General features: G+C 37.6%; 19 protein-coding genes and 2 rRNA genes. 16 read left to right on the top strand and 5 right to left on the bottom strand.

From position 1 onward, the window contains the following. Positions 1-90: ribosomal RNA gene (locus J7E63_RS02410) — 23S ribosomal RNA — on the top strand; the annotation flags it as partial. Between the two features lie 75 nt (positions 91-165). Next, a 5S ribosomal RNA gene (gene rrf, locus J7E63_RS02405) occupies positions 166-282 on the top strand. A 109-nt stretch (positions 283-391) separates the two neighbouring features. Here the strand turns inward: rrf and J7E63_RS02400 are convergent. Next, positions 392-700 carry a hypothetical protein gene (locus tag J7E63_RS02400; RefSeq protein WP_098933185.1) on the bottom strand — a complete coding sequence of 103 codons (309 nt, stop codon included), beginning with the start codon at positions 698-700 and terminating at the stop codon, positions 392-394. 263 nt (positions 701-963) lie between these two features. Here J7E63_RS02400 and J7E63_RS02395 point away from each other — a divergent pair, with 263 nt between their 5' ends. Together J7E63_RS02395 and J7E63_RS02390 are read left to right on the top strand one after the other, a co-directional pair. After that, entirely contained in the window at positions 964-1,287 is a 324-nt protein-coding gene (locus J7E63_RS02395; RefSeq protein WP_215010124.1) for a DUF5946 family protein, read from the top strand. A gap of 9 nt (positions 1,288-1,296) precedes the next feature. Then, complete coding sequence (locus J7E63_RS02390) at positions 1,297-2,262, top strand: DUF1835 domain-containing protein (protein WP_215010123.1); 966 nt, start codon at positions 1,297-1,299, stop codon at positions 2,260-2,262. An 84-nt stretch (positions 2,263-2,346) separates the two neighbouring features. Here the strand turns inward: J7E63_RS02390 and J7E63_RS02385 are convergent, their stop codons facing one another. Continuing rightward, complete coding sequence (locus J7E63_RS02385; RefSeq protein WP_215010122.1) at positions 2,347-3,324, bottom strand: ring-cleaving dioxygenase; 978 nt, start codon at positions 3,322-3,324, stop codon at positions 2,347-2,349. Between the two features lie 285 nt (positions 3,325-3,609). On the opposite strand from J7E63_RS02385, the gene J7E63_RS02380 reads away from it, so the two are divergent. The 6 genes from J7E63_RS02380 (at position 3,610) to J7E63_RS02360 (ending at position 9,344) form a co-directional block, all read left to right on the top strand. Beyond that, a complete protein-coding gene (locus J7E63_RS02380; RefSeq protein ID WP_215010121.1) occupies positions 3,610-4,842 on the top strand; it encodes a DUF438 domain-containing protein in 1,233 nt (410 codons plus the stop codon). A 266-nt stretch (positions 4,843-5,108) separates the two neighbouring features. Next, entirely contained in the window at positions 5,109-5,807 is a 699-nt protein-coding gene (locus J7E63_RS30295; protein ID WP_308161883.1) for a sugar phosphate nucleotidyltransferase, read from the top strand. Then, the gene (locus tag J7E63_RS30290) at positions 5,804-6,298 is read left to right on the top strand and encodes a GlgC family sugar phosphate nucleotidyltransferase (RefSeq protein WP_308161882.1); all 495 of its coding nucleotides are present in this window, start codon (positions 5,804-5,806) and stop codon (positions 6,296-6,298) included. The genes J7E63_RS30295 and J7E63_RS30290 overlap by 4 nt, the downstream gene beginning before the upstream one ends. Before the next feature lie 137 nt (positions 6,299-6,435). Beyond that, entirely contained in the window at positions 6,436-7,227 is a 792-nt protein-coding gene (locus J7E63_RS02370) for an HAD family hydrolase (RefSeq protein WP_215010120.1), read from the top strand. Positions 7,228-7,574: 347 nt separating this feature from the next. Beyond that, positions 7,575-8,954 (top strand): branched-chain amino acid transport system II carrier protein, encoded by a 1,380-nt coding sequence (brnQ, locus tag J7E63_RS02365; protein ID WP_215010119.1) that lies wholly within the window; start codon positions 7,575-7,577, stop codon positions 8,952-8,954. A gap of 189 nt (positions 8,955-9,143) precedes the next feature. Continuing rightward, positions 9,144-9,344 carry a cold-shock protein gene (locus tag J7E63_RS02360; RefSeq protein ID WP_007083691.1) on the top strand — a complete coding sequence of 67 codons (201 nt, stop codon included), beginning with the start codon at positions 9,144-9,146 and terminating at the stop codon, positions 9,342-9,344. A 247-nt stretch (positions 9,345-9,591) separates the two neighbouring features. Here the strand turns inward: J7E63_RS02360 and J7E63_RS02355 are convergent, their stop codons facing one another. Both J7E63_RS02355 and J7E63_RS02350 read right to left on the bottom strand, forming a co-directional pair. Next, complete coding sequence (locus J7E63_RS02355) at positions 9,592-9,942, bottom strand: hypothetical protein (protein ID WP_215010118.1); 351 nt, start codon at positions 9,940-9,942, stop codon at positions 9,592-9,594. A gap of 282 nt (positions 9,943-10,224) precedes the next feature. Then, the gene (locus tag J7E63_RS02350) at positions 10,225-11,067 is read right to left on the bottom strand and encodes an HAD family hydrolase (protein WP_251033321.1); all 843 of its coding nucleotides are present in this window, start codon (positions 11,065-11,067) and stop codon (positions 10,225-10,227) included. Between the two features lie 252 nt (positions 11,068-11,319). On the opposite strand from J7E63_RS02350, the gene J7E63_RS02345 reads away from it, so the two are divergent. From J7E63_RS02345 to J7E63_RS02320, 6 genes are all read left to right on the top strand, one after another. Then, complete coding sequence (locus tag J7E63_RS02345) at positions 11,320-11,601, top strand: hypothetical protein (protein ID WP_215010117.1); 282 nt, start codon at positions 11,320-11,322, stop codon at positions 11,599-11,601. A gap of 118 nt (positions 11,602-11,719) precedes the next feature. Further along, a complete protein-coding gene (locus tag J7E63_RS02340; protein ID WP_088088472.1) occupies positions 11,720-11,905 on the top strand; it encodes a DUF2187 family protein in 186 nt (61 codons plus the stop codon). Positions 11,906-12,195: 290 nt separating this feature from the next. Further along, entirely contained in the window at positions 12,196-13,788 is a 1,593-nt protein-coding gene (locus J7E63_RS02335) for a long-chain-fatty-acid--CoA ligase (RefSeq protein WP_215010116.1), read from the top strand. 182 nt (positions 13,789-13,970) lie between these two features. Further along, positions 13,971-14,105, top strand: a complete 135-nt coding sequence (locus J7E63_RS30060) for a hypothetical protein (RefSeq protein ID WP_282599543.1) — start codon at positions 13,971-13,973, stop codon at positions 14,103-14,105. Between the two features lie 44 nt (positions 14,106-14,149). After that, positions 14,150-14,296, top strand: coding sequence for a hypothetical protein (locus J7E63_RS02330; RefSeq protein ID WP_215010115.1), 147 nt, complete (start codon positions 14,150-14,152; stop codon positions 14,294-14,296). Between the two features lie 82 nt (positions 14,297-14,378). Continuing rightward, complete coding sequence (locus J7E63_RS02320) at positions 14,379-14,825, top strand: redoxin domain-containing protein (RefSeq protein WP_251033331.1); 447 nt, start codon at positions 14,379-14,381, stop codon at positions 14,823-14,825. A gap of 54 nt (positions 14,826-14,879) precedes the next feature. On the opposite strand, the gene J7E63_RS02315 is transcribed toward J7E63_RS02320, so the two are convergent. Continuing rightward, a complete protein-coding gene (locus J7E63_RS02315; protein WP_215010113.1) occupies positions 14,880-15,467 on the bottom strand; it encodes a guanylate kinase in 588 nt (195 codons plus the stop codon). Between the last annotated feature and the right edge of the window lie 119 nt (positions 15,468-15,586).

Below are 15,586 nucleotides of genomic sequence, written 5' to 3'. Positions count from 1 at the left end.
CCCTGAAAGATGATCAGGTTGATAGGTCAGAGGTGGAAGCGTGGTAACATGTGGAGCTGACTGATACTAATCGTTCGAGGACTTAACCAATTTTTAAGGCATACTCGTTTTTACAACTTCTTCTGCATTATCTAGTTTTGAGGGAATGATTCCTCAATTAAATAGTCTGGCAGCAATGGCGAGAAGGTCACACCCGTTCCCATACCGAACACGGAAGTTAAGCTTCTCAGCGCCGATGGTAGTTGGGACACGCGTCCCTGTGAGAGTAGGACGTTGCCAGGCGAACGAAGGATAACCATTTAAGGTTGTCCTTTTTTATTGGTTTTAAATAAACAAAAAAGGGCAATGATCTCAAAAATCATTGCCTTTTCCACACCTGAAATATCGAAGGCTACCGTTTCAATCTTCTTAATACCTTATCTTCAAAATCTGCCTTATTAATATCCAATCCCATAACTTCATTTCTAAAAGTCTTGAAACGTCCATTTTCCACTTCCAGTGTGAAATATCCTCTTTCACTTAAAAGGTTAATGTCCCCAATAATATTTTTCCTGAGAACAGGATCAAATAAATTTACTAAGTTAGGGTTACTTGGATGAGGTTTGAACACGCATCCTTGTTCCACACATGTTCTTATTATATTTTGGACCTTTGGATGGGCAATACTTTCAATTTTTTTGTTTACTTCGGTACTATACATATTCAATCGTCTCCTTTCCCGTCTTAAAACGATATGCAAATGACTAAATTAATATGCTTACCTAAAATAGCAACATATTAGTCTATGCAAATATTAAAAGAATATAAATATGTAAAACAATTTATTTTAATAAAAATGGTTTATAGGCTATTTACTATAGAGTAATGAATTATTATTGGTTGGGAGCGAGGCATAAATTCGTGTGGAACTTTCTATGATAAAATAGGTTTATTAATTGAAAATAAATGATTAAGGTGAAGGTAATGAGCCTAATGACAATTAAATGCCCCAGTTGCGGATTAAGTCTCCCTGCTCAACAGCTTGAGTTAACACACAGGTATAATGCGACAGAAGAATGTTATCGGAAATACTGCGAACTTAGTATTTATACCATGAGTCGACAAGACGTAAATTTTATTCATCAACATGTGATTGATACATATAGTGCACAACATGCTGGAAGGGATATGAAGGATATTACTGTTGTTTATTCCTTAATTGGATTATATTATGCGATTGAGCATGGCTTTAAAGGCGAACAAGTACAGCCACCAGCGATCGTTTTGTTGAAGCGTGACAAGAAATGAGGTTTTGGTATGATTCACATTGTAAATGGGGATGTAGTGGGTGGTAAGCTTGGAAATCTTCCTGGAGATGTTCTAGTCTGGCGGGAAATGTATGATTTTGGTCCATTATCCGAAGATATTTCGGAGGAAAATTGGATCCATCGAAGGGCCAGTTTTTTTGAAAAAAAATTAGCTATTCCTGCTGAGTTATTTATTCGGAATTGTAAAGACCAAAATCTATATCTTGATGAAATCCCTAGAGATGAAGAGATTATACTATGGTTTGAGCACGATCGGTATGATCAAACGATGTTAATGTATTTGCTAAACGAACTATCAAAAAAAGAGTGTATGAACCTATGGTTGGTGACTATTGATGAGTATGAGGGGGTAGAACCCTTTTATGGGCTTGGTCAATTATCATCTAAGCAATTGGAAGGACTTTATTATCAAAAGAAACAACTTGTAACAGATGAACAAATAATAGAAGCTATTACTGGCTGGAGAGCTTATACATCTAAGAATCCCATAGATATTGAAAAATGGATGGCTTCATCAAAAGAAAAATTACCTTTTTTAAAACAGGCATTTCAATCACACTTAAGCTTCTTTCCCTCCGTGCATACAGGTTTAAATAAAGTAGAAACCTTAGTTTTAAACTATCTTTATAATAATACATGCTCGTTTGGAGAATTATTTCAATCGATAAGTATTCAAAGAATTAATGATGGGATAAGTGATCTTTATTTTGCGGCCATGCTAAACGAGCTGATGCAGGGACCATATCCATTGTTGGAATGTGATTATCTATTACCCAACTATCAAAATCCGGAACCCAATTCAAATCTAAGGTTAACTTCACATGGTTTAGATGTTCTAACTGGACAAAAAGTTCATTGTGAATTTGTGGAACTTGATTGGTGGATTGGAGGGGTATTTCAAAAAGAGAATAAGTGGTTTTGGGATGGGAACAAACTTATTAAAAAGGGTGATTAAAAGTAGTAGGGGACTGACCCTTTCTAGTTTATAACAAAGAGCGAGGCCAACGGCCACGCTCTTTGTGTGTTATTTTTAAAAGGATTATTCTTTAATGAATTCTTTTGTACTTCTTATGGTATCAATTGGACGAACCAATTTCTCGATTTGTTCCCGTTTTGGTTCTAGGAATGGCGGTAATGATAATTTTTCACCTAATGTTTCATAGGGCTCATCTCCCATAAATCCTGGGCCGTCTGTGGCAAACTCAAATAGAATCTGCGGTGCAACTCTTGTATAAAGTGATCCGAAAAAGTAGCGATCGACGAATCCAGATGTTTGGAATCCAAAGCTCTCCATATGTCCAATCCATTCTTCTAGAACGGAACGATCGTCGACACGGAATGCCGCATGATGTACCGTCCCAAATCCTTGGCGTGCTTGAGGAAGAACCGCATTATATTCGACTACTACCTGAGCCCCATTGCCGCCTTCACCTACTTCAAATAAATGAAACGCTCCTTCTTGTGCAATCTCTTTAAATAGAAGAACTTTTTCCATCATTTCCTTAAAGTAATCAAAATTAGCGACACGAACAAAGATCGGGCCTAATCCAGTAATCGCATAGTCTAAAGGGATCGGTCCTTTTTGCCATGGGGTACCAGCTGCAACACCATTATTATTTTCATCTGAAATCAATTGGTATTGCTGGTCATCAAAATCAACAAACGACAGTGTTTTTTTACCAAATTGCTCTTTAATTCCTGTATGTTTTACCTCTAAACGGTCAAAGCGTTTCACCCAATATTCGATCGCCGCATCAGTTGGGACACGGAAGGAAGTCTTTGAAATTTCGTTAGTACCATGGACCCCTCTAGGAATGCCAGGAAAGTCGAAAAAGGTCATATCGGTTCCGGCACTGCCAATATCATCGGCAAAGAATAAGTGATAGGTTTGAATATCATCTTGGTTAACGGTTTTCTTAACTAAGCGCATCCCTAATACATTCGTAAAAAACTCATAGTTTTTTTCTGCGCTGCTCGTAATGGCTGTTACGTGGTGCATACCTTTTAAATTATTCATTTCGAATCCTCCAATTTATCCTCTATTTTGATTATTTATATTCAATAGACTTATTTAATAAGTATCTTCTAAACCAATTTGAAATATTATCTTTAAACTGATTATCTCTAATCCGAGATAAATATAACATGAAATTAATAGGCTGTCAAAAAGTTCGTCCTTAAAGTTTTCACAATTACCTTGTTACTAATGATGTTAATCACAAACAATCAGTTTAGGAAGTGTTAAGTTATTAATGAGAACAAATATCAAAAGTATTTTGAAATAGCAAAGGAGAATCCTGATATGAGTGAAATCATTAATAACCGTGAACAATTAACTAGTGAAAATACAGAACGCGTAGATATACTAAAACAACTTTTTATGGATCTTCATAATGGACGAAATCTTGATGAGGTCAAAGCACATTTTGATGCGTTTATCGGGAAAATAACCGTCGATGAAATAAGCCAGTTACAACATGATTTTGTCGAAGAGGGAAGTATTTCTGCTGCTGAACTTAAGCATATCTACAAGCAGCATTCAGCCATTTTTCAAGGAACGATCAAAGAAGAAAACCATCAAATTGGAAGACCTGAAGACCAGGCAGGTCACCCAGTTCATACCTTTAAACTCGAAAATCAAGAGGTTGATAAGCTGTTAACCACCAAGCTTCAAGTACATTTAGAGGAGTTTGTCAAAGATGATTCAGCTGAAAATATCTATAAGCTAATCGAGGATATTAATCTATTGCTTGATATTGATAAGCACTATAGCCGTAAAGAGAATTTGATTTTTCCCTATTTAGAAAAGTACGGGATCTACGGCCCCACAACAAATATGTGGAGAGTCGATGATTTCATCAGAGACGCGATTAAGGACGGCAGACAAAAACTTGCCCATTATCACGGCGATAAGCAGGCTGTTATCGGGGTTTTAAATTATGTCATTCAAGAAGTAGCGGGAATGATTTATAAAGAAGAAAACATTCTCTTTCCGATGGCTTTGAAGAATTTAACAGAAGATGAATGGGTCGAAATTGCCCATGAAAGTGATGAAATTGGCTTTTGTCTGATCGCTCCTGCAGTAGAATGGAAGCCTGAAAGAAAAGCACTAGATGAAAAGGCAATCTCTGAAGGCTATATTAAGATGGAAACCGGTATTCTTTCCTTAAAACAGCTGGAGCTCTTATTAAACCATTTACCCGTTGACATCACCTTCATTGACCAAGATGATGTGGTTCGGTATTTTTCACACGGAAAAGAAAGGATTTTTGCGCGGACAAAAGCAATCATTGGTCGTACCGTTCAAAACTGCCACCCGCCTAGAAGTGTCTATGTCGTAGAGGAGTTGTTGGCAGACTTTAAATCCGGCAAAAAAGAGTCTGAGGATTTTTGGATTAAGTTCAAGGATAAGTATGTCTATATCCGTTATTTTGCCGTTCGTGATGAGAACGGGAAGTACATCGGCACCCTTGAATTCACGCAAAATATTGACCCAATCAAAGTAATTGAAGGGGAAAAACGAATTTTAGGATAATATATAAAAAACTGCCATCCCCCGATGAGATCAATCGTCGAGAAATGGCAGTTTTTTTATTGAATGTTCATATTTTCATTGTTTGAATTTACGGCAATTCAAGACAAATACAGAATTTGCGTTACTTTTAGTGTCGATAAAAAAGCAGGGCATTTTCACAAAGATGTAACAGGTTAACCGGAAAAATGGAAGAAAACGGAGATAATAAGAGTATAAGAAGTTCCAATGACAGTCTCATTCAAAAAAATTTTACGAGGAGGGAAACAATGAAACAAAAATGGATTGCTTTGCTATTGGCTGGAGGAAGGGGAACAAGATTAAATCTGCTAACAAAATCCCTAGTTAAACCGGCAGTACCATTTGGTGGGAAATACCGAATCATTGATTTTGCCTTAAGTAACTGCAAGAATTCCGGAATTGAGACCGTTGGAATTTTAACGCAATACAGACCTTATGTTTTGCATTCACATCTTGGCCATTGCAATTATTGGAACTTGTATAATCGATATGGGGGCCTAACGATTCTCCCGCCATTTCAGCGCAGTAACTCTGGGGTAGAATGGTATGAAGGGACGTCACATGCTGTCTTTCAAAATATTGAATTTATTGAGCAGCATAAACCTGAGCATGTGCTCATTCTATCTGCTGACCAAATCTATAAAATGGATTATTCTTTGATGCTTGAGCAGCATATTGAAACAAAAGCGGACTGTACCATCGCTGTCGTAGAAGTTCCGTGGGCAGACGCGAGCCGCTTTGGTCTCGTAAAAATTGATGATGAGAGTTATAAAATTATCGATTTCGAAGAAAAGCCGGAAAATCCGACCACGAATTTAGCATCGATGGGTATTTATATTTTCAAATGGACCGTTTTAAAAGACTACTTGCTACAAGAGGAACAAAAAGAATTTACTCATCGCGATTTTGGCAAGGATATTATTCCTTCGATGCTAAGTCAGGAATGAAGTTATATGCCTATTATTTCAATAACTATTGGAAGGATGTAGGCACCGTCCGTAGTTACAGGGATGCCAATTTAGATCTTTTGAATAGGGATAGTAATATCTTCCTCCTGAATCCTGAATGGAGAATCCATACTGTTGAAAGTAATGAGCCCCCGTTATTTGTGGATGAGTCAGCCGCGGTCCACCAATGTTTACTGAGTGAAGGCTGTGAAAATTACGGAACGGTCGAAAAGTCCGTTGTGTATAGCGGTGTAAAGATTGGAAAGGGGGCGCGAATTAAAAAAGCAGTCATCTTGCCAAATACCATTGTTGAAGAGAACACCTGGATTGAAAATGCGGTCATCGGCAGCCAAACGGTAGTCAAGAATGGGGTCATCATTGTCTCGAAGGATCCTAATACCCATTTAATGGTTGTTGGAAATAATGTAACAGTCGACCCGGCGCTTCAAGATGTAGGATCCAAAACCAATGTGTTAGCAGTATCATCCTAAGAAATTCCATGAAGCGTTTACCGCTTGATTATCGGTTCCCTTGTCAAATAAAAGAATAAAAAATTCACAATTATATATTTTCAATATTTAAAATGGTAAACTAGAAAAAATATCTTTTATACAAGGGGAAGGTTACGATGATTAAAGCGATTTTTTTTGATTTAGATGATACACTGCTATGGGATCAAAAGAGTGTGAAAGAAGCCTTTGCAGCTACGTGTAGAGTAGCTGAGGAACGGTATGGGGTCGATGCGGACCAACTAGAAGAGGCCGTTCGAGAAGCAGCAAGAAACATTTATGCTTCCTATGAATTTTACCCTTTTACGCAAATGATTGGGATTAATCCGTTTGAAGGGTTATGGGGTAATTTTTTAGATGATCAGGATGATTTTAAAAAGATGAAGGAAATGGTTCCTACCTATCGAAAGGACGCTTGGACAGCTGGTTTGAAATCCTTGGGCGTGGATGACACCGATTTTGGATTCGAGTTAGCGGAACGGTTCCCACAAGAGCGTAGAAACCTGCCGTTTGTCTATGAGGAATCATTTAAAATTCTTGATACGTTAAAAGAGAATTACCAGTTGCTGCTGTTAACAAATGGTTCACCCGATCTTCAAAAAACCAAACTGACCATAACACCTGAACTGGTTCCATATTTTGATCAAATTGTTATTTCAGGGGATTTCGGCAGAGGGAAGCCTGATCCGACCATTTTTGAACACGCACTCTCGCTTATGTCGGTTCAAAAGGATGAGGTCCTTATGGTGGGGGATAATTTAATGACAGATATTCTAGGAGCCAATCGGGCAGGAATCAAAACGGTTTGGATTAACCGTCATGACAAAGCCAGAAATGAAGTGATCCCTACTTATGAGATTACCCATTTGGAAGAACTTTTTCCATTATTAGAGGAATTAAAGAAAAAATAGAAAAAACAAACTAGTTGAAAGATTGCCGTATATATAGGGAGTTTCCTATATATACGGCAATTTTTTGTATGGATGAAAATGGTGTGCAACAATTATGGTAATTATTTTTCTAGAAAAGTATTGATGAGAAAAATGAAAAATATATCATTTTCACAACTATTTACCAAAATCTTATAAAATAGGTTGAAAAATAAACATATCTTCTTTCGAAATTATCTAACTAATCTCAAAAATAGGTTGAATTTTTCTCAAGAGGATAGTAATATTATTCTCGGAATATATCATTATATAGATTTTTTTTAAAATTAATTATTTAGGAAGAGAACATCTAGGTGGGAGTAGCTAATATGCAAAATAAATTACCATTTTCAGGGTATTTCGTTATAGGAGTAATGTTGTTTGCCTTGTTTTTCGGGGCAGGGAATTTAATTTTTCCAGCAGCACTTGGTCAAAATGCAGGGTCAAATGTGTGGATGGCGGTGACAGGCTTTTTAATTACCGGAATTGGGCTTCCGTTTCTTGGAATCCTGGCAATGGGGTTCTCGGGGAGCAAGAACTTAGAGGAGCTGGCAAGCAGGGTCCACCCGCTCTATGGGGTTATTTTCACATCGCTTCTTTATTTGACGATTGGGCCATTTTTTGCCGCACCTAGGACGGGCGCAGTAGCCTATGATATTGGGATCGCACCGTTTGTAAGTGAAAGTTTTGGTCAAATTGGATTATTTGTATTCACTGGTTTGTTTTTTATTGTGACCTTGTGGTTTTCATTAAACCCAGCAAAGCTTGTGGACCGTGTGGGGAAAATCTTATCTCCTGCTATTATCATTCTAATTTTTATCTTATTAGTAATGGTTATTGTCAAGCCAATCGGTTCAATTGAGGCACCTCAAGCAACATATGCAAGCGGGGCGTTTATGAAAGGGTTTATGGAAGGTTATAACACAATGGATGCACTTGCATCGCTTGTATTTGGGATCATCGTTATCAATTCAATTCGTTCGATGGGTGTAACGTCTACACGAGGTATCCTTATAGCATCAGCTAAGTCTGGACTGATTGCGACCATTTTTCTTGGAATCATCTACGTTGGCGTTGCTTATTTAGGGGCGTCAAGCACAAGCGTGTTCGGACTTTTTGATACTGGAGGTCCTGTTCTGGGGAAGGCATCTTCCTATTATTTTGGAACATTTGGTACGGTTATGTTGTCGGTTATTATCTTACTCGCTTGTCTAACAACGAGCATTGGCTTGATGACAGCTTGCGGCGAATACTTCCATACACTGGTACCGAAAATCAGTTACAAAATGTGGGTGCTTTTCTTTTCGCTTGTTTCGTTTGTTATCGCAAACTTTGGTTTAGCGAATATCATTAATTTTTCCATACCTGTATTAATGTTTTTATATCCATTGTCGATTACCTTAATGCTGCTGACTTTTTTGTCTAAGCTGTTTAACCATTCACGGATTGTTTATGTAACAGCCATTTCAGTCACCTTTATGATTAGTATTATCGATGGGCTTAAAACATTTTGTGATCTGGTTGGAATCGAATATTTTGGGTGGCTAGCGCAGATTGTTGCGTTTTATGATCGAGTATTGCCTTTTTATAACAAGGGGCTCGGCTGGCTGCTGCCTGTTTTGGTTACAATCTTAATAACAGGGATTTTTGCCAGTGTGCAGAATTTCTCCGCACACCGCGTAAAGAATAAGACTGAAAATGCCTTATAGCATTGTAAAAACATCAAAAAATAAAATTAATTCTAAATACCTATTTGCATTCCTTACCAATCTCTGTTATAGTAAGGAAGAATTATTTTTGTTAGTCGGTAGGATAATAAGTGCTAAACTTTCTGTCTTGAAGATCTGAGCAAGGATAGTAACACAATGTGTGCACAGCACACGAGGAGGAAACAACAAATGGAACAAGGTAAAGTGAAATGGTTTAATGCAGAAAAAGGATTCGGATTCATCGAACGCGAAGCAGGAGACGATGTATTCGTACACTTCTCAGCTATCCAAAGCGAAGGTTTCAAATCTTTAGACGAAGGTCAAGCTGTAACATTTGAAGTAGAACAAGGTCAACGTGGACCCCAAGCTACTAACGTTCGTAAAGCATAATAAGACCCAAAATATAAAAGACTCTCTTTATGGGAGTCTTTTTTTTGTGGGTCAAAGTCGGGGCAAATAAAAAACCCTACTCTGCAGTTGAGTAGGGCGGTCTTATGAAAACGTAAAGTAAATGGTAAACCTAGTATAGCATACATTCATTCCAATCCCTAATTTTTTTAAATTGATAGAAAATTACTAACTATAATACCTTAATAAGCTCATTTAAAATGAATATTTAAGGTGAATGTTCAATACCTTAAGAAGTAACTCGGGTTTGTTTTTGATAACGTGTTTTTAAGATTTCTGTTGGCTTTTCCCAAAAGTAAGGCAAGTGGACTGTATTTTGATTGAATATTTCTATTAATTCATGAAAATTCTTCATTTCATATACATTAAAGGCGACACCATTTTCGGTTTTTACCTGAAAATAACGTGTTGTTGTGTTATTTTCACCTGCAGATTCTCTTTCGTAATAGAGGGTTTCGGTAACTTGCTCCCAGGCGTAGTCGTTTACAAAGATTCCTTTTCGCTTATTAATGATTGTGACAGTGAACCCTTTTTCACGACAGGAAACGGTGGTGTCGTTGCCAAAGTATCGCATCCACAAAAAAATGACAACTCCAATCACAAAGATAAACGAACCGACCCAAACATTGAGAAACGTGAATCCAATCCCGATAACACCAAAAATGATTCCAAAAACAACGGAAGATTTGGAAGACGTTTTATTCGAAAATTCTCTGTTAATGAAAATCCCCCCCTTTAGTAAGAAGGGTATGCAGTCCTTGGTTTTAAATGACTGGACGTGCCTTACAGACTATATAAAAATTAAACGACAAAAAACTGCGTCCCCCATTTTGAGATGACGCAGTTGTTTAAGCAAAAAATTTCAGTTTTTAATTATAGATCGTTGCTCTTCTGTGTTCAATAATTGTAAAAGCTCTCGAACAGCATAGGCAAAACCATCTTCGTCATTAGTCTTTGTGATGATATCGGCTTTTTGCTGAACATGGACAGGGGCATTTCCCATGGCAACTGAAGTGGTAGCTACTTCAAACTGGGCAAGGTCATTGCCGCCATCCCCAAAAGCGATTATTTCATCAAAAGAAAGATTCAACATTTTTTGGTAACGTAATAGAGCTTTTCCTTTATGTGCTTCATTTGAAGTGATTTCCACATTATTTGGAAAGGAGGAAGCGATCGAAATATCAAATTTCCCTGCTAATGCCGCTTTAACCTCTGCTATCATTTCTATTTGCTCCGGGTGTACCAAGGCAATAAGTTTATAGATTTTTAGATTGTCTTTTTCAAGAATTTCATCATAATTGAATTCTTGAAAAAGGGTATCGAGCTCTTGTTTACTTTTCCCATGCAATGGAGGCAATGTCGAAGGAAAACCGCCATAATTGGTGTAAACCAAAATACCAACGCCGAGTTCTTTTAATAGGGTAAAAATACTTTTATAGGTTGAAACTGTTAATGTAGCCTCGTACAGCATTTCTCTCGTTTCTGAATATAAAACGGAACCATTGATACAAAAAATCGGAATCTCCATATTTTGAACGGCTTTTAATTTAATGACATCAGCGTAAGCACGACCTGTGTTCAAAATAAGGCAGTGGCCTGAGTCCTGCAATTCGTTTAAGACCTTCACATTCTCCACGCTTATTTCATGCTGAGAGTTTAATAAGGTACCATCTAAATCGATTGAAATACATTTCATATTTGTCATATTTCCTTTCCATACCATCATAAAACTACTATAGCAGATTTTAACTCGAAAATGTGTTTCCAAATTTATGTTGGTGCCTGACACCATTTTACACGAAAGGATGTTTGGATAGTTGCCATAATCGTTGAATTAACTTTTTTTTCTTCTATAATGAAAACAATAACTTAATGGAGGATGTATTTTTTTTGAAAATCCTCACGTTCCTTTTTCACGAATCGTTTTTACCGATTAAAAGTTAAGGGGTGAATGGTGATGATTTTGAGAAGTAGCGAAATTACTGGATTTCTAAATCATTTTGATAGGTATGCTAATTGGGATGGGACGAAATATTTTCTTACTTTAAATACAGTCAGTCCGAAAGGAACGCTTACGATTATGAAGTATCCTGATGGAAAGTTTACCTACCACCGAAAAAACGAACATTATTGGGACATTAGAGAAATAGATATTGAATTAGAAATGTTATCGGACATTATTTGGGGATTTAGGAAAACTATTAATGAACTTATTTTAGAAAGTACGAACGTACTTTAATTGTTCCGATAAAGCGAAGCCTTTGACCCTTCAAGGGCTTTTTTTTCTGATCATTTTCCTTATAGATGGAAAGTATTTTTTCGGGAATTATTGGTTAATATAAAGTCGAGGTGATGGAATGGCTACGGCAAATATTGGCGATGTTATTTCCTTTAGTCGTGAAGGAAAAAATCATGAAGGTGTCGTTTCTGGTATTAGGGAAAATTCTGTTATGGTCCAATATGGTTATTCGAAAGATAAGGATGAACCACTTACTACCATTGTAAACCATAAAAATTACAAAATTAAGAAGTCGAAAAGTTGACCCTCTTGCTTTACATAATAGTTTGATATAAAGCCCTAAATGTAAAATAAGCCAGAAAAAACTCAAGTGAAAAGAAAAAAGGATAAGTACAAAATTCGAGTGAGGGACTAAGTCTCTACTCGATTTTTTTGTGATAAAGGTAGTTAAATGCTAAATTCAGAAAAATTAAATTATTAATTGACAAATCCCTATTTTTGGGACAAGAATAGAATTGTGATGTATACATCAAAGGGACCAATACGCGAAAAAATTACCCATCACTCTCATTTAATAAAAGAGGAGTTGGTTATATGTTTTCCCCGTTAACCCCATTAGATTGGAAAATCCGGGCGGTGAAGTATTATCCGAATAAAACAGCCGTCATCGATGGAGAAAAGGAATTTACATATCAAGAATTTGGCAAGCGAGTCGATCAGCTTTCTGCTGCTCTCCTTCAAGCAGGAATCATCCAAGGTGATCATGTAGCGGTCATGTTGCCTAACACGCATTATATGCTGGAGTGCTTTTATGGAATCTGCCAGCTTGGCGCGGTCATGGTACCGCTAAATTACAGGCTTACTGCGGATGACCTAGAGTATATCATTCGTCACAGTGATGTGAAAATGTTAATTGTCGATGAAGAATTTTGCGGCCCGATTGAGAAAATAATCGATAATCTTTCCCTCGAACAAATTATTATTGTATCTGTTCCGGGACAGGATACTTCTTTAATGGGCATCGATTATGAGGATTTTTTGCAACATACTTTGGGAGCGGTTACACTTCCAGAGGTGGATATTGATGAAAATCAACTGCTAACTTTAAATTATACGAGCGGGACGACTTCAAAACCCAAGGGAGTCATGCTTACACATCGAGGGAATTATTTAAATGCTGCTAATTTCATGTATCATTTAGGTGTCAACCATGATGATGTCTATCTCCATACATTACCGATGTTTCATGCAAATGGCTGGGGTGGTGTTTGGGCGATTACGGCTACAGGCGGTACCCATGTATGTCTCAGAAAAGTTGACCCGCCCCTTATACTTGAATTATTTGAAAAGAAGAAAATCACGCTTTTATGCGGTGCGCCAACGGTCGTGAATATGCTGGTCAATGAGCCAAAGGCAAAAGAAATTAAGATTACTACCAACCCACGGATGGCGACAGCCGGCGCACCTCCTGCAGCAGTACTGATTCATAAAGCACAAGAAATTCTGGGTTTAAATATGATACATGTCTATGGTCTAACGGAAACCTCTCCTTTTATCCTTTACTGTGAGTGGAAAAAAGAATTTGATGCAATGACAGCTGATGAACAAGCAGCGATCAAGGCTAGACAAGGGATTGAACTTGCTTTCAATGGCGAAACAAAGGTTGTACATCAAGATGGGGAAGAAGTGGCCTGGAACGGAGAAGAATTAGGTGAAATCATCACGCGTGGTAACGTCGTCATGGCAGGTTATTACAAGGATCCAATCACCACTGCAGCAGCAATCAGAGGCGGTTGGTTCCATACGGGAGATTTGGCTGTCACTCACCCAGATGGGTTCATCGAAATACGAGATCGTGCCAAGGATTTGATTATTTCTGGTGGAGAGAATATCTCTTCTACAGAGGTTGAAGGAGTTCTCTATAAGCACCCGGCTGTCTTGGAAACTGCCGTGATTGCGATCCCGGATGAAAAGTGGGGCGAGGTGCCAAAAGCGATTATCGTGTTAAAACCTGAGGCAAAAGTAACTGAAGATGAAATCGTCCAGTTCTGCCGATCAGAATTAGCACATTTTAAAGCACCGAAGGCAGTTGAATTCGTAGAAGCTTTACCAAAAACAGCAACCGGTAAATTGCAAAAATTTCGATTAAGAGAAATGTATTGGACCGGTCCGAAGAGAGTTAATTAATTAGATTGAATTTGGAGTTCATTTCCTTTAGTGAGGAGAAGGACTCCTTTTTTTCGTTTGTCGGCAAGCAAACGGATTAGAAGGGATTATCTAAAAGGAAGCTTTTTCCGTCATGTAAAAAATAACGAACGAATGAACCTGCTAATAAGGTTCATAATAAGTAACAAAAAGGAGGGAGAAGTATGGACCAGAAGTATAATACGGATGATGATGCCAATATTGAATTAAAGAAGGCGTTAAGCAAAAGTCAACCCAGAAGTAATCCAAACATGAGTGAGGCAGAGCAGAAATTAAAATTTCAAAACAAGAAGAGCTAACGGACGATCATAGTGAATCGCCCCTTTAACTTGGAGGTGAGACAATGCCAAAGAATAATCCAATTGAATATACTGGGAAAGTTCTAGACCAGAGAAATGACCTTACAGGTCCAGATGAAGGGAAGGCTTCCTATCCAAATCGACCACAGCATGTTCCAATTCAGGACCCAGCTAGCAATAAAGGTAAATAATTTATGAGGGTACTGAACGGAATTTCTTAGTTAGACTAGAAAGGAGGAATAGATCTTGGAAGCGTTATTGAATATTGGCGAGATGGCCCCAGACTTTTCATTAACGACGACGACAAAAGAAAAGATTGCGTTATCTGATTATCGAGGGAAGAAAAACATAGTTGTTGCCTTTTATGGAATGGATTTTACACCCGGCTGAATTAAGGAAATATCCTCTTGGAAAGAGGATTACAAACGATTCGAGCAATTAGATGCTGAAGTACTAGCTATTAGTGTGGATCATATCCACTCCCATAGAGTTTTTGCAGCGAGTATGGGAACCCTGCCATATCCTTTATTATCAGATTGGTTTAAACAAACGGTAAAAAGTTACTATGTACTTAACGAAAAAGGCGGAACGGCGATTCGTTCAGTCTTTGTGGTAGATAAAACTGGCGTGATAACCTACATAAACACCTCATTTAAAGCTGATAAAAAAGAAGATTATGAAGCGGTTTTTAATGAACTTGGAAAGTTAGCAAACCAGTGAATTGAAATAAAGTGTCAGGCACCCACTCGGTGCCTGACACATTATTATTTCTGATTAATCAGTAACTATGAAACCTCTTTCAAGGAAACCTTCAATGACTTCACTGATTTGGTAGGAAACTTGAGGCGAATCATAATTTTCAAAGGCATGTTCACAACTGTTTTTATAGTTCATGGTTTCATCATAATGGGCCATATGGCGGGCAATGTCTTGATCATTATCTTTGCGTTCCTTTTGTCTCGCAATAACAGTATCGCGATCGGCATAAATGAAAAAGCGCATGACACGATCACCATACATCTGTTTTAATTTTTCTGTTCCCTCAGGATTTAATGTTAGGTAGACAAGGGTATGGGATTCAAATGCCTTAACAATATCCTCTTCGCGAATGCCATAGTGTATTCCATCGATATCAACGCTTTCAAGAAATTCCTGGTTCTCTTGCATTTTTTTGAATGTTTCCTCGTTAATAAAATGGTAGTCTTCCCCATTTTTTTCGTAATGACGAGGAGAACGAGTCGTGTAAGAGAGCACCGTTTCCATATCAAACGCGGTAGCAACCATTTTGGCAACTGTTTTTCTCCCTGAACCATCTGGTCCTGTGTAAATGAATAGCTTTTCTTTATTTTTGATTTTATACATAGATAACCTCCTGAAAATGGATTATATAAAAAAGAATCTACCTGACGGCAAATGCTTTTTAGTATTACACCATAAAATGGTTGAATTGGGATAATTTAATTATAACAGATAGATAGCGA

The sequence above is a fragment of the Bacillus sp. ISL-75 genome (genome assembly GCF_018613095.1).
Note: the sequence above shows the minus strand (reverse complement) of the source record. Positions and strands in the feature narration are given on the sequence as shown.

What these genes read in the sequence shown, in the direction of transcription:
- J7E63_RS02345 (WP_215010117.1), top strand. Translation starts at nt 11,320, where the DNA reads ATGATTTTGAGAAGTAGCGAAATTACTGGATTTCTAAATCATTTTGAT.
- J7E63_RS02395 (WP_215010124.1), top strand. Translation starts at nt 964, where the DNA reads ATGAGCCTAATGACAATTAAATGCCCCAGTTGCGGATTAAGTCTCCCT.
- J7E63_RS02350 (WP_251033321.1), bottom strand. Translation starts at nt 11,067, where the DNA reads ATGACAAATATGAAATGTATTTCAATCGATTTAGATGGTACCTTATTA.
- J7E63_RS02330 (WP_215010115.1), top strand. Translation starts at nt 14,150, where the DNA reads ATGCCAAAGAATAATCCAATTGAATATACTGGGAAAGTTCTAGACCAG.
- J7E63_RS02400 (WP_098933185.1), bottom strand. Translation starts at nt 700, where the DNA reads ATGTATAGTACCGAAGTAAACAAAAAAATTGAAAGTATTGCCCATCCA.
- brnQ (WP_215010119.1), top strand. Translation starts at nt 7,575, where the DNA reads ATGCAAAATAAATTACCATTTTCAGGGTATTTCGTTATAGGAGTAATG.
- J7E63_RS02380 (WP_215010121.1), top strand. Translation starts at nt 3,610, where the DNA reads ATGAGTGAAATCATTAATAACCGTGAACAATTAACTAGTGAAAATACA.
- J7E63_RS02340 (WP_088088472.1), top strand. Translation starts at nt 11,720, where the DNA reads ATGGCTACGGCAAATATTGGCGATGTTATTTCCTTTAGTCGTGAAGGA.
- J7E63_RS02335 (WP_215010116.1), top strand. Translation starts at nt 12,196, where the DNA reads ATGTTTTCCCCGTTAACCCCATTAGATTGGAAAATCCGGGCGGTGAAG.
- J7E63_RS02390 (WP_215010123.1), top strand. Translation starts at nt 1,297, where the DNA reads ATGATTCACATTGTAAATGGGGATGTAGTGGGTGGTAAGCTTGGAAAT.
- J7E63_RS02360 (WP_007083691.1), top strand. Translation starts at nt 9,144, where the DNA reads ATGGAACAAGGTAAAGTGAAATGGTTTAATGCAGAAAAAGGATTCGGA.
- J7E63_RS30060 (WP_282599543.1), top strand. Translation starts at nt 13,971, where the DNA reads ATGGACCAGAAGTATAATACGGATGATGATGCCAATATTGAATTAAAG.
- J7E63_RS30295 (WP_308161883.1), top strand. Translation starts at nt 5,109, where the DNA reads ATGAAACAAAAATGGATTGCTTTGCTATTGGCTGGAGGAAGGGGAACA.
- J7E63_RS30290 (WP_308161882.1), top strand. Translation starts at nt 5,804, where the DNA reads ATGAAGTTATATGCCTATTATTTCAATAACTATTGGAAGGATGTAGGC.
- J7E63_RS02370 (WP_215010120.1), top strand. Translation starts at nt 6,436, where the DNA reads ATGATTAAAGCGATTTTTTTTGATTTAGATGATACACTGCTATGGGAT.
- J7E63_RS02315 (WP_215010113.1), bottom strand. Translation starts at nt 15,467, where the DNA reads ATGTATAAAATCAAAAATAAAGAAAAGCTATTCATTTACACAGGACCA.
- J7E63_RS02385 (WP_215010122.1), bottom strand. Translation starts at nt 3,324, where the DNA reads ATGAATAATTTAAAAGGTATGCACCACGTAACAGCCATTACGAGCAGC.